Below are 11,785 nucleotides of genomic sequence, written 5' to 3' on the forward strand. Positions count from 1 at the left end.
AAGCGCCTTACAGGCAGGCTTCGATCTCTTCCAGTGAGGGCAGATTATCCATCACGCGGCTCATGTTGTAAGGTGCGGAAACATCACGCCACGTCGCGTAGTGCTCAAGGTAGGCAATCATAGACTGGTAGACCTTGGCGTGGTCAGTATCTTCGCAAGCACCGCGCAGAATCACCTCGTTGGTAACTTCCTGAATGCGCGCCAAGTCCTCTTCAGAGAATTGGTTGATCGTGACCCCTGCGTCAATAAACTTCTGCGTAGCTTCGGTAGACTGGCGTTCAGACCAGGCTAGCGACCATGCCATGGTGGCGTCCGCCGCGATACGTAGGGTTTCTTGAGTCTCTTCTGAGAGCGCATCCCAAGCATCTTTATTGATCATTACCCCAAAGACACTGGCCGATTGATGCCAGCCCGGCGTGGCCCAGTAGTCAGCCACTTCGGCAAAACCGGCGTTAAAATCAACGCCAGGGGTCGAAAACTCACCCGCGTCGATAACACCGCGCTCTATGGCTTGGTAGACTTCACCGCCCGCTAGCGTGACCTGGGAGCCGCCCAGCTCTTCAAGCACGCGGCCCTGGTCACGGCCCGAAAGGCGCAGACGTTTGCCTTCTAAATCGGCAATGCTCTCAATAGGGGTGCGGCCCATAAAGCCCGATTCATTGTTGGTAATGCCGTAGGGGAGATAGACCATGTTGAACTGGCCATAGATCTCTTCGTACAGCTCGCGGCCGCCCCACTGTTGAATCCAGTTGAGGTAGTCAACACCATTAAACAGGCTCGTTGTGGTGGCTAGCGGCGAGAAGGCGGGGTTCAAGCCGGCCCAGTAGCCCGGCCAGTCGCCTGCGGCCTCAATGCTGCCCGTTTCAGTGGCGTCAAAGACTTCAGTGCCGGGCATTAGCGTGCCGCCCGCGCGGAAATTAATTTGTAGTTCTTCGCCCGCCAGCTTATTGACCAGCTCCACCCAGTGCTGGTCGATCTTGATAAGATCAAGATTCTCTGGCCAGGTAGAGGTCATCGTCCATTCTTCTTGTGCTTGAGCGGTGGTCGTGAAGGCTGCGAAAGCAATACCAGCGGCAAGGCCGGTGAGGGAAAATTTGGTCGTTTTTTTCATGGTGTGTTTCCTGGTTTGGCGTGTGACGTTGTTAGTGTTGGATACCTGGAGTCAGGAAAGTGCAGCGCTACAGGGTTACGTTTACGTAAACAAGGGAATTTAAGCGCTACAGAGCTAAACTAGCACACCAACCCCGCTGCAGCGCAATATCAGTAATGTAAAAAAGCTCTTCCATCGTTTTTTAAGTAAATTCTATATATTTAAATAAAACAGAGAGTTATAGTTTTTTTAATGTCGAAATGAGGTGTTAATGTAGTGCAGAAACGTTGAAAGTAGTTAAATTATTCAACCAAAGTTGTAAGCAGAAGGCACGCCATAAGAGGCTCAGCGGAACACTTTATAGGGTAACGTGATGGGAAACAGGCGCGCCGGAGTAGGCAATTATTTGCTAAATAATCAGCTGTCAGAAAGCCAACACCCACCGCGAAGGGTGGCAGCGTTAGTTCATCACGCGCAGCGTCTCAATCGCCGCGGCTGGCGCCAGTTGGTATGGTTAAGCGGTGAGGCAGAGCAGTGTCGCTCAATCGCCCAGGACGTATGGCAAGCCTTCTCCTGGCAGGCGCCTTTGTGGGTGGCCAATGAGAACACTGCACTGCTGTTTTCCGCGCCTATTCTCTCACCGCGCAAGGCACGGGCACGCCTGGGGGCTGAGCATCAACTGGTCGTGATCGATACACACAGCACAGGCTTTGATCCTGAAGCGTTAGGGGCGCTGGCGGGAACGATCACGGCGGGTGGTTTACTGATATTGCTCACACCGCAGCCGTGGGGTGAAGCACCTGATCCGGACTACGCGCGTTTTGCTGATCACCCCTGGCATTGGTCGCAACTGAGCTGCCATTACCTGGCGCGCTTGGCGCGTCAACTGCAAGAGTCAACTCAGGTAGTGCGCTGGCGTGCAGGTCAGGCGTTGCAGTTGCCTCAATTGTCTCAATTAGCTTCGCGTGAAGCAGGCGATCCCAGCGGTGGTGATAGCGACTGCCTAACCTCAGATCAAGCAGTCGCCGTAAAGCGATTGGTGGGCCTAAAGCGGCGTCGCCCGCTGGTAATAACCGCCGACCGTGGGCGCGGCAAAAGCGCCGCCTTGGGTATCGCTTGCGCCCGGCTGTTAATGGACAAAGCCCAGCGCGTGGTGCTGACCGCGCCGCACCTAAGTGCGGTGGAGAGCGTTTTTGAACGGCTGTCTGCGCTTTGTCCGGCAGGTCGTCGGGTCGCCCAGGATCACTTTGTGCTGGCCGAGGGCCGCGAGCTGATTTTTTTATCCCCGGATGACTTGACCGAACAGGTCAATGCGCAGGCGCAGGGCGGCGATGGCAGTTATTTATTGGTGGATGAGGCGGCGGCAATTCCCGCTGCGCTTTTGGGGCAATGGCTGGTGGCTTTTCCGCGCATTGCCTTTGCCACGACGGTGCATGGTTATGAGGGCTCCGGGCGTGGATTCGCGCTGCGCTTTCGCGACACACTTGACCGGCTGACGCCCCATTGGAAAGCGCTGGCGCTTGAGTCGCCCATTCGCTGGCATGGTGGCGACCCGCTGGAAGCGCTGGTCAATCAACTGCTGCTGTTAAAAGCAGTGCTGCCTACTGCTCAACCGAATGACAGGGCCGTGATAACAAAAGTGGTTGATCGTGCCTGGCTTGCCGAGCAAGACGCGGCACTGGAAAAGCTGTTTGGACTGCTGGTGCAGTCGCACTACCGTACTTCCCCTAACGACCTGCGCCAATTGCTTGACGGCCCCGGCACGGCATTGCGCGTGATCGAGCAGGCGAGTGAGCCTCAGGCGGTGCTGGTGACACGGGAAGAGGGCGGTTTTGAGGCCACCCTTGCCCATCAAGTCGCCCGCGGTGAACGTCGGCCTCAGGGGCATTTGTTGGCGCAGTCGCTGGCCACTCACGCCGGCAGCCGTGAGGCGTTGACCGCCCGCTGGCGGCGGGTGGTGAGGATCGCGACGCACCCAGAGCGGCGCCGCGAAGGCTTGGGGGAAGCGCTGCTGCATGATGATATGGCCGCCGCCAAGCAGCAGGGTATCGCGCTTTATGGCGCCACCTTTGGTGCGGAGGCGTCGCTGTTACGGTTTTGGTTGGCACTGGGGTTTACGCCAGTACGTTTAGGTATTACCCGTGAGGCCTCCACCGGTGAGTTTGCTGTGATGGTGGCGAAAGCGTTAAACACACAGGGTGAAGTGGTGCTTGCCGACCTGAATGAGCGCTTTCAGGCGGCATTAGCGGGCCTGTTGGCGTTTGAAGTGAAGGCGTTGCCTGCCTCGGTCGTCGTACTGTTGCTCGGTCAGATGCCGAGGGTTTCGCTTAGTGCGCGCGACTGGCAGGATATTGAAGATGTGGCGACCGCCCATCGTGATCCTGTTCTTGCTCGCCCGGCCTTGCAAGCCTTGGCCCGGCAAGCCAGCCACTGCCCCTTAACGGAAGCGCAACAGCAGTCACATCGACAAGTTGCGGCGTGGGCGTTTCAAAATATACCCCTGGCGATGGCCCACAATGACGCGTTGAAGGCCCTGCGCCTCGCCGTGAATAACCTCATTGAGGTAAAGTAGGCCGATTGCCGATAACGAAGAGTCTTTAATGAACGCACATCTTGAAGCGCTGGCGCCTTCCTTGGTTTGGCGCCACTTTCGAACCCTTTGTAATACGCCACGCCCCTCTGGGCATGAGGCGGCGCTCGTCGCCATCCTCGAAGCGTGGGCCGATGCCCAAGGCTTGACGCACGACCGCGATGCTTTTGGCAATTTACGGCTGCGTAAACCGGCTTCCGCGGGCTGTGAACAAGCCCCAGGCGTGGTGCTTCAGGGCCACCTGGACATGGTAGCCCAGGCCAATAGCGATCATGCGCACGATTTTACTCGCGACCCGATCAGCACCTATGTTGCCGACGGCTGGCTGCACGCCGAAGGCACCACCTTAGGCGCTGATAATGGTTTGGGTGTGGCGGCTATTCTCGCCGTGTTGGAAGACCCAGAGCTGCGCCATGGGCCGCTGGAAGCGCTGTTTACCCTGGAAGAAGAGACCTCCATGGGTGGCGCGCTGAACCTGGCTGAGAATTGGCTGGAAGGCTCGTTGCTGCTCAATCTGGACAGTGAAGACCGTGGGCAGGTCTATATTGGCTGCGCGGGCGGGGCTGATGTAGAAGTTGATGCCCAACTGCCGAGCGCCGCTGCTGGCGATCACGAACAGGTCATTGAGATTGCCTTGACTGGCCTGAAAGGCGGTCACTCGGGTGTCGATATCCACAAGCCGCTGGGCAATGCCAACCGGCTACTGGTTAGAGTGTTAAGGACGTTAGAAGCCTTTGATGCGCGCTTGATCAGCTACCACGGCGGCACGTTGCGTAATGCAATCCCCCGTGAAGCCTTTGCTCAGGTGGCGCTGCCTGCCGATGAAGTAGACGCCGCGCTGGTGGCCATCGCCGGGCTGGAAACCATTCTTTTAAGAGAGCTGGGCAGTGGCGATAGCGGCCTTAAAATCAGCGCCCAACAACTGACTGAGGTGCCCGAAGCAGAACCGCTAACGCTGGATGCCAGTGTCATGCTGTTGGCCGCGCTTCACGCGGCCCCTTGTGGGGTCGAACGGATGAGTGCCGATGTGCCGGGCGTGGTGGAAACGTCCAATAATCTAGGCGTATTAAGCCTGGAAAATGGGCGGCTGCACCTCTGCGCATTGGTTCGCTCGCTGCACGACAGTGCCGTGGTCGCTATGGCGGATCGCTTTCAAGCGCTGTTTGGCTTGATTGGCGCGCGGGTAAAAGTGGAAAACAGCTACCCAGGTTGGGCGCCCAATCCCAATGGCGAGTTATTGGCGACCTTTAAAGCGCGCCACGCGGCACTGTTGGGCCGTGAGCCAGAGGTGAAGGTGGTTCATGCCGGGCTGGAGTGCGGTATTCTGGGCAGCAAGTATCCGCACCTGGACATGATCTCGTTTGGCCCGCTAATTCGCGGTGCTCACTCGCCGGATGAGCGGGTGGAGCTTGCATCGGTTGAAGAGTTTTGGGCGATGCTGCGGGCGTTGATCGAGGATCTTGCCGATCAGCGCTAGTCCTCCTCGTTTGAATGGCCGCGCATAAAAAAACGGCACCCAACAAGTGGTGCCGTTTTTACGCTAAGCGAACGCCTTTATCTGCTTAACACTTACTTGCTCAAGTAGGCATTAAGCATCCAAACGGTTTTTTCCTGCTCGCGAATGTAGTCACCGGCTTGTGCCGCGGTGCCTTCATCATCAGCGTCAGAGGCGAGCGCCAGTAGTTCGCGCTGTAGCTCAATGATCGTTTGATAGCCTTTCAGCACGCCTTTAACGCAGGTGATGCCGTCGTGAACGTCTTTATCTTCCTGAATGCGCGATAGCGTTACGTAGTCGCTGTAAGCGTGTACCGGTTTGTGCCCCAGGGTTAGGATACGCTCGGCCACTTCGTCCACTTTGGCTAACAGGTCGGTGTAGAACTCTTCAAACTTGGCGTGCAGCTCGAAAAAGTCGCTACCGCGTACATTCCAGTGGTAGCCACGCACGTTCATGTAGAAAATTTGGTAGTTGGCTAGCAGGTGGTTGAGCTTTTCGGCGAGTTGACTAGCGCTACCTTCGTGTAGGCCAATGCTATTAGTGTCAGTCATATCCTGCTCCCTCTTTATGCCGCAACGTGCGGCGGTTAATGCGTTTTCAGCACAAATCTTGAGAATATCTGTTCAGAATAGGGCGTCTTTGGTTCAGTGCACAGCAGGTTTTTTGCATCGCCGCCATAGCGCTACGACATTAGATGCCTGCCGTTACCCTTTTACTACAGTTTAAATGCTGGCGCTGAGAGCTCTTTTCAAGGCCTGCACGCTTTTCAAAGTTTATGCATTTCAAAATTTATGCACCCACAGCCGCAGCAGATTTTCACAGTGCGCTTCGAGTAGCTCGGCGGTGCGTGGTAGTGCATCAGCTAACGTCGTGGGGCCATCGGCTAACGCGAAGGCGGCCGTGACGCCTTCATCAAAACAGGCTTGCCAGCCATCGCCGAGGCTGCCCGCCAGCACGATAACGGGTTTGTTAAGGCGCTTGGCGGCACGGGAAACGCCGATAGGCGTTTTACCCGCCAGGCTCTGGCCATCCAGGCGGCCTTCACCGGTAATCACTAGATCCGCGTTAGCCAAAAGCGTTGCCATGTCAGCCTGTTGCATAATCATTTCGATACCGGGTTTTAACGTGGCGTTTAAAAAGGCCTTGGCTGCAAACCCTATGCCGCCTGCCGCCCCGGCGCCCGGTAGCGTCCGGTAGTCCTCGCCGAGTATCTGAGCGCTAATATCAGCAAAGTGGCCCAGCGCGCGGTCTAGCTGTTCGACTTCCTCAGGTGAGGCGCCTTTCTGAGGACCAAATACTGCGCTGGCACCGCGTACCCCCAGCAACGGGTTATCAACATCCACGGCCGCCTCAAGGGTGAGGCTAGCCAGCCGCGGGTCTAGCCCATCCAGTGTTAAACGGGTCAGTTGGCTAAGCGCCGCACCGCCAGGAGGTAATGGTTCGTCGTTTTGATCCAAAAAGCGAGTGCCCAAGGCCTGCAGCATACCGGCACCGCCGTCATTGGTAGCGCTGCCTCCGAGTAGTAGCAGCGCTTTTTCAGCGCCTTGATCCAACGCTGCCAGTAGCAGTTCACCCACGCCGAAAGTAGAGGTATGCAGCGCGTTGCGCTCATCGCCGGTAAGGTGCTGTAAACCGCTGGCTTCTGCCAGCTCAATAAACGCGGTACGCTGGGCGCTAAGCCAGCCCCAGGTGGCTTTTCTTGAGCGCCCCAGGGCATCCTGAACATCCAGCTGGCGGCGCTCAGCACCTGTTGCGGCGATCAGTGCATCTAGGCTTCCTTCGCCACCGTCAGCCAACGGGCAGGCCTGCACTTGGGCACTTGGCAGGGCGCGCTTGACGCCCCGCGCCATGGCCGCGGCGGCGTCTTGGGCGCTCAGCGCATCTTTAAAGCTGTCGGGGCAAAGTAAAACATTCATCAGCACGTTCTCCACAAAACAGTGTCTTCACTACAATGTCATTTCATTTAAGCATGACTAGCTTCGGCGAGCTAAACCAGCGGCCTCGTCCGTTAGAGGATCTAACATGAAGTCGATACCCATAAGCTTAACCTGTCTGCTAGCACTGGCTGGCTGCCAAGTGATTCCTGATCGCCTGCCGCAAGCGGAACCAGCGCCTGCGGCTGCGTGCTATTTTCCCGCCAACCATGAGCGGGCGTTAGAAACCAGTGTTGAGGTGCTCACCGAATGGGGCTTTACCCTGAACTCTACTGATACCGCCTTGGGTTTGATTAGCGCCAGTCGGGAACGTGCGCTACACGGCTATTATGATCCTTACGATGATGCCTACGGCTATGGGCGTGGAATGCGGGTCTTTGGTGGCTTGGGTATCGGACGAGGTTCCGGTGTCGGGTTCGGTATAGGGAGCAGTTTTGGCGGTGGCGTAGGCCAGCAGCCGGTAGAGGTTGAGCGTGTGTCGCTATTGGTCGACGATACGCATATACGCATATCCCGCGATATCCGCCGCTTCGATCACTGGGGTGATCTGCGCGAATCCTACAGTGCCAGCAACGACGATTTCTGTCAGCGCTTTCAAACCCGCTTTACGCAAACCGTCCCCGCCACCGGGAGGCCGTTATGACGCTTCGCCACTGGTTGTTAATTGGGCTATTGGGTGGATTGGTCGGCTGTGCAACGACCACGCCCTTGGAGCCCCGTGAGTTGGCTTATAGCACTTCATCAGAAGAAACCTTCCGCGAAGCCGTCGAGTTGATGGTGGAGCAGGGCTATGTGGTTCGCCATGCGGATCTATCGCTGGGGCGGGCTGAGGCATCGCTTGCTCGCTGGCCGGAGTATCGGCTGCAGTTGCAGGTGAGTGAAGAGGGCAGTGGCAGCCGTGTGCGGGTATCGGCGTTGAGGGGCAACCAGCCGCTGCCGCCCTATTTGCTCGACCCTTGGCTGGTCGCCTTGCAGCATAAACTGGGTGTCGCGCCATGAAGTGGGCAGGTAGCGTAGTCGCCGTTTGCTTGGGCATGAGTAGCGTTCTGGTCAGCCCCGGTGCCCATGCCCACCCTCACGGTTGGATCGATCTGAGTGTACGGGTCATCACCGATGATCAGGGCGTGGTGAGTGGCCTGCATCAAACCTGGCGTATGGACCCTTTTTATAGCCTGGTGGTTTTTGAAGAGCTCCAGCAGGTAGAGGGTGCCAGCCTCGAACAGGGGCTCGACCAGCTAGGCAAAGAGATTCGCGATAACCTTGCCGCGCAGCACTACTTAACTGAAGTGCGTATTAACGATGAACGCCAGGCATTGGGCGAGGTAAGCGAGTATACCGCCATGGAGCGCGATGGGCGGCTGACCTTTATGTTTATCCTGCCGCTGGAAACGCCGCAGCCGCTGACAGACGCCCTGCTTAGCTACCAGGTGTTTGATCCCACCTACTACATCGAAGTGGTGCACGAGGAGGCGGGCGGTCAGCCTCGGGATGATGCGCTGATACTGCACGGCGAGCCTGCCTGTGAGTTGGCTATTCTCCCCGCGGATCCGGATCCTGAACTGGTGATGCAAGCGGCGCTGCTCGACAAGGATGAGAGTGGTGAGCCAGGCCTGGGGCGCTATTTTGCCGAAACCGGCCAAGTTGATTGTCGCTAGGTGCTGTTCGAAAACAGGCAGTGGCGTGCTGTTTTATAGCTATGTTATCTTGTAACATTTTTTGCGTTGGAGCGTTAAGATGTCCTTAACAAGGCCCTTCACACGTCACTTAGGGTTAATGCTGGGCCTGTTGCTAGTCGCAGCAGTGCTTATCATTGTTTGGCAAGGCGGTTTTCAGAGCGTTAGCTATCAGCTACTTGGCTGGCAGCGTGATCTGCACCGCTCGCTAACGCTGGCGATTACCTAACTGTCACGCACCCCCAGTATGGCAACGTGGGTGAGCTTGCTGAGTGTTAGCTTCGCCTATGGCGTCTTTCATGCCGCCGGTCCGGGGCACGGTAAAGCCGTCCTGGCGACCTACTTAGCCACCCACGGTGGTGCGATAAAGCGCGCCCTGGGGCTGTCGTTTGCCGCCTCTTTGCTGCAAGGGGTGACCGCCATTGCGCTGGTTGTGGTGCTGGTTTACGGCCTAGGCTGGATCACTCGCCAGGCCATGGGTAGCGTTGCCTGGGTGGAGCAGGCCAGCTTTCTGCTGGTGGCGGCGCTAGGGGCGTGGCTATGCTGGCGAGCCGTCAAGCAACTGCGGCGAGCCTATCAGCCTGAGCGAGGGGCTCATGCGCACAGCCCAGGCCACGAGCATCATCAAGACCATGAACATAGCCACAGCCACAGCCATGATCATAGCCACTGTTGCGGCGGTGCTCACCATATTGAGCCGCAGCAGGCGTTAGAGTGGCGCACGGCGATAATGACGGTCGGTGCCATAGGGATGCGCCCATGCAGTGGGGCAGTGTTAATGTTGGGGGCGGCTAGCCTGCTCGGCCAGTTCGCAGTCGGCGTGGCGTCTGTTGTGGCGATGTCGCTGGGCACGGGGCTCACGGTGTCAGCACTCGCACTGGCCAGTATTTTAGCCCGTGGCTGGGCGCAGCGGCGATTGTCTAAACAGCAGCACAGCCAGCGCAGCGTGCAAAAAGCCACCGGCTGGGTGGCCCTGGCCGGTGGTGCGCTGATTGTCGTACTGGGTATTTCACTTAGCGTTGCGGGTATCGCCCAGCCTGCGAGTGGGCCACTTCTCGACGAGCCGCCTGCGCGGCAAGGCCATCCATTAACGGGGTAACGGGTAGGCTACACATCCAGTCCATTGATAAGCGCCAGCAGTTGGTCGCGTAACTGCGCTTGCTCATCCAGATCGTAAGGTTTAGGTGAGCCGTTGCCCCAAACAGGGGCAGGCCAGGTTGCATCGCTGTGCCGACGAATAACAACGTGCACATGCAGCTGGCTAACCACATTGCCGAGCGCGGCAATATTAACTTTGTCCCCACCCAGCGCTTCTTTCATTGCATCGCCTAGCTGGGTGGCCTCGCGCCAAAGCTGCTGCTGGTCATTGGCAGAAAGCTCAAACACTTCACTGATAGAAGCGTGGCGCGGTACTAGAATCACCCAGGGATAACGCGCGTCGTTCATTAGCAGCACGCGGCTTAATGGGAGGTCGGCGATAGGTAAGGTGTCGGCGGCAAGGCGTTCATCTAGCTCGAAATTGATCAAATGATAGGCTCCACACAGCGGTTAGATGATTGTTAGCATAGCAGCCGCGCAGTGACGTAGGGAAAACGAGCGCGATTGCCAAAACGCTGTTACCCTGAAAAAACTCCCAAGTGGCAAATTAAGTTGCCCGCGGAGTTTCCCGATGTTGAATAACTCGTTAAGGAGAACGGAAAATGAAAAAATTATTGGCCATGAGCTTTATGCTGCTGATGACAGCGGGTGTGCTAACGGGTTGTAATACCATCTCTGGCGCTGGCCAAGATGTGCAAGAGGGCGGTAAAGCCGTCCAAGATGCAGCTGAATAAGTAAGACTGCGTTTTAAAGCAAGAGTTATCCAACGGGCCAGGCTAACGCTTGGCCCGTTGGATTTATAGCCTACCCTCATAATCTACTTTTGGAGATTCAAGGATGAAACCCCGTATTATTCTGGCTAAGCTCGCTGCTGTTGGCGCTTGTGCAATGCTGCTAACGGCCTGCGCTAGCTCGCAAATGCCGATTTCTCCAGCCAACGACGACGTAGACGCTGCACCACCGCCGCCAACGGTAACGCCAAACGGGTCTAATCAAGAACAGGCAGCTGCCTGCGATCTTGAGGCTATCCAATACGCCATCGGCGAACCGTTCGATGAAGCAATGGGGTCGCAGTTACAAAGTGAGAGCAGCACTCGTCAAGCGCGCGTATTGCGCCCTGGTGAGGCCGCCACCATGGACCACCGTCCGGATCGTTTGAATATCCACCTTGATGATCAGGATGTCATCGAGGAACTTCGCTGCGGCTAACCTAAGATCAGTACGACGCAGGCGGCGGTCAACACCCCCATCGTCATATTGAACGCCCGCCATGCGCCGTCGCTTTTGATCCACTGCCCAATCGCACTGCCAAAGGCGGCCCACAAAGCGATGCAGGGTAGTCCCACTAGCTCGGCAAAGCCCGCAAGCACTAGTGCGTTGACTATCGGCGGGCCGCTCTCGGGTAGAAAGCCTGCCATCAGCGCCAGCCCCATTACCCACGCCTTAGGATTGGCGAACTGAAAAGCCGCCGCCTGCCAGAACGTAAACGGTACGCTATGGGCTTGGACGTTAAGATTGGGCGGCGGCGCGCTGGCAATTTTCCATGCCAAATAGAGCAAGTAGGCGCTGCCAACCCAGCGCAACGCGGTTTGAATCGCCGGGTAGCGTTCAAACAGCACGCCCAAGCCCAGTGCTATGCCCGCAAAGAGTAAAAAGCAGCCACCTAAAATTCCCCACATATGCGGCAGCGTGCGCTTAAAGCCGAAGTTGGCGCCAGAAGCGGTAAGCATAACGTTATTTGGCCCAGGGGTAAGCGTCATCGACATCATATAGAGCGCGGCCGGACCGAGGATTACCCATTCGCTGTTCATTTTATTGTATCCATACAATTTGTGGTTGAGGGTTGCTTTAAGGCGACTATTGTTAGCATAATGGGGTTTAAATTAACGTCAAAGGTTTTATTGT

Annotated in this window: 12 protein-coding genes and 1 pseudogene; 8 read left to right on the forward strand and 5 right to left on the reverse strand. The window is 57.0% G+C overall.

Features of this window, described 5'->3' with window-relative positions; translation table 11 throughout:
- Positions 1–7: 7 nt before the first annotated feature.
- Positions 8–1,111, reverse strand: coding sequence for a TRAP transporter substrate-binding protein DctP (gene dctP, locus KO116_RS04960; RefSeq protein WP_035561979.1), 1,104 nt, complete (start codon positions 1,109–1,111; stop codon positions 8–10).
- A 352-nt stretch (positions 1,112–1,463) separates the two neighbouring features.
- Here dctP and KO116_RS04965 point away from each other — a divergent pair, with 352 nt between their 5' ends.
- Together KO116_RS04965 and KO116_RS04970 are read left to right on the forward strand one after the other, a co-directional pair.
- Positions 1,464–3,662: a tRNA(Met) cytidine acetyltransferase TmcA gene (locus tag KO116_RS04965; RefSeq protein WP_442905819.1), complete on the forward strand. Its 2,199-nt coding sequence runs from the start codon at positions 1,464–1,466 to the stop codon at positions 3,660–3,662.
- 28 nt (positions 3,663–3,690) lie between these two features.
- The gene (locus KO116_RS04970; RefSeq protein ID WP_035561992.1) at positions 3,691–5,157 is read left to right on the forward strand and encodes an aminoacyl-histidine dipeptidase; all 1,467 of its coding nucleotides are present in this window, start codon (positions 3,691–3,693) and stop codon (positions 5,155–5,157) included.
- A 92-nt stretch (positions 5,158–5,249) separates the two neighbouring features.
- On the opposite strand, the gene KO116_RS04975 is transcribed toward KO116_RS04970, so the two are convergent.
- The gene (locus tag KO116_RS04975; protein ID WP_035561994.1) at positions 5,250–5,726 is read right to left on the reverse strand and encodes a Dps family protein; all 477 of its coding nucleotides are present in this window, start codon (positions 5,724–5,726) and stop codon (positions 5,250–5,252) included.
- Positions 5,727–5,957: 231 nt separating this feature from the next.
- Positions 5,958–7,091 carry a glycerate kinase gene (locus tag KO116_RS04980; RefSeq protein WP_035561997.1) on the reverse strand — a complete coding sequence of 378 codons (1,134 nt, stop codon included), beginning with the start codon at positions 7,089–7,091 and terminating at the stop codon, positions 5,958–5,960.
- A gap of 106 nt (positions 7,092–7,197) precedes the next feature.
- On the opposite strand from KO116_RS04980, the gene KO116_RS04985 reads away from it, so the two are divergent.
- The 4 genes and pseudogenes from KO116_RS04985 to KO116_RS05000 all read left to right on the forward strand — a co-directional run bounded on the left by KO116_RS04985 (position 7,198) and on the right by KO116_RS05000 (position 9,881).
- The gene (locus KO116_RS04985) at positions 7,198–7,752 is read left to right on the forward strand and encodes a hypothetical protein (RefSeq protein WP_035561998.1); all 555 of its coding nucleotides are present in this window, start codon (positions 7,198–7,200) and stop codon (positions 7,750–7,752) included.
- The gene (locus KO116_RS04990; RefSeq protein ID WP_035562000.1) at positions 7,749–8,108 is read left to right on the forward strand and encodes a hypothetical protein; all 360 of its coding nucleotides are present in this window, start codon (positions 7,749–7,751) and stop codon (positions 8,106–8,108) included. Before KO116_RS04985 ends, KO116_RS04990 begins: the two co-directional genes overlap by 4 nt.
- A complete protein-coding gene (locus tag KO116_RS04995) occupies positions 8,105–8,764 on the forward strand; it encodes a DUF1007 family protein (protein WP_035562002.1) in 660 nt (219 codons plus the stop codon). Before KO116_RS04990 ends, KO116_RS04995 begins: the two co-directional genes overlap by 4 nt.
- Positions 8,765–8,843: 79 nt before the next feature.
- Positions 8,844–9,881, forward strand: a pseudogene (locus tag KO116_RS05000) (nickel/cobalt transporter).
- Between the two features lie 8 nt (positions 9,882–9,889).
- On the opposite strand, the gene KO116_RS05005 reads toward KO116_RS05000, so the two are convergent.
- The gene (locus tag KO116_RS05005) at positions 9,890–10,309 is read right to left on the reverse strand and encodes an HIT domain-containing protein (RefSeq protein ID WP_035562004.1); all 420 of its coding nucleotides are present in this window, start codon (positions 10,307–10,309) and stop codon (positions 9,890–9,892) included.
- A gap of 173 nt (positions 10,310–10,482) precedes the next feature.
- On the opposite strand from KO116_RS05005, the gene KO116_RS05010 reads away from it, so the two are divergent.
- On the forward strand, positions 10,483–10,614 hold the full coding sequence (locus KO116_RS05010) for an entericidin A/B family lipoprotein (protein ID WP_027958626.1): 132 nt from the start codon (positions 10,483–10,485) through the stop codon (positions 10,612–10,614).
- Positions 10,615–10,717: 103 nt separating this feature from the next.
- On the forward strand, positions 10,718–11,089 hold the full coding sequence (locus KO116_RS05015) for an I78 family peptidase inhibitor (protein ID WP_035562007.1): 372 nt from the start codon (positions 10,718–10,720) through the stop codon (positions 11,087–11,089).
- Here the strand turns inward: KO116_RS05015 and KO116_RS05020 are convergent.
- Positions 11,086–11,691 (reverse strand): LysE family translocator, encoded by a 606-nt coding sequence (locus tag KO116_RS05020; protein WP_035562010.1) that lies wholly within the window; start codon positions 11,689–11,691, stop codon positions 11,086–11,088. The genes KO116_RS05015 and KO116_RS05020 overlap by 4 nt on opposite strands.
- Between the last annotated feature and the right edge of the window lie 94 nt (positions 11,692–11,785).

Source organism: Halomonas sp. KO116, from assembly GCF_000734975.2.
GTDB lineage: Bacteria > Pseudomonadota > Gammaproteobacteria > Pseudomonadales > Halomonadaceae > Vreelandella > Vreelandella glaciei.

Bases quoted from the DNA above. Each gene is read 5' to 3' on its own strand.
- dctP (WP_035561979.1), bottom strand. From the start codon at position 1,111: ATGAAAAAAACGACCAAATTTTCCCTCACCGGCCTTGCCGCTGGTATT.
- KO116_RS04965 (WP_442905819.1), top strand. From the start codon at position 1,464: ATGGGAAACAGGCGCGCCGGAGTAGGCAATTATTTGCTAAATAATCAG.
- KO116_RS04970 (WP_035561992.1), top strand. From the start codon at position 3,691: ATGAACGCACATCTTGAAGCGCTGGCGCCTTCCTTGGTTTGGCGCCAC.
- KO116_RS04975 (WP_035561994.1), bottom strand. From the start codon at position 5,726: ATGACTGACACTAATAGCATTGGCCTACACGAAGGTAGCGCTAGTCAA.
- KO116_RS04980 (WP_035561997.1), bottom strand. From the start codon at position 7,091: ATGAATGTTTTACTTTGCCCCGACAGCTTTAAAGATGCGCTGAGCGCC.
- KO116_RS04985 (WP_035561998.1), top strand. From the start codon at position 7,198: ATGAAGTCGATACCCATAAGCTTAACCTGTCTGCTAGCACTGGCTGGC.
- KO116_RS04990 (WP_035562000.1), top strand. From the start codon at position 7,749: ATGACGCTTCGCCACTGGTTGTTAATTGGGCTATTGGGTGGATTGGTC.
- KO116_RS04995 (WP_035562002.1), top strand. From the start codon at position 8,105: ATGAAGTGGGCAGGTAGCGTAGTCGCCGTTTGCTTGGGCATGAGTAGC.
- KO116_RS05010 (WP_027958626.1), top strand. From the start codon at position 10,483: ATGAAAAAATTATTGGCCATGAGCTTTATGCTGCTGATGACAGCGGGT.
- KO116_RS05015 (WP_035562007.1), top strand. From the start codon at position 10,718: ATGAAACCCCGTATTATTCTGGCTAAGCTCGCTGCTGTTGGCGCTTGT.
- KO116_RS05020 (WP_035562010.1), bottom strand. From the start codon at position 11,691: ATGAACAGCGAATGGGTAATCCTCGGTCCGGCCGCGCTCTATATGATG.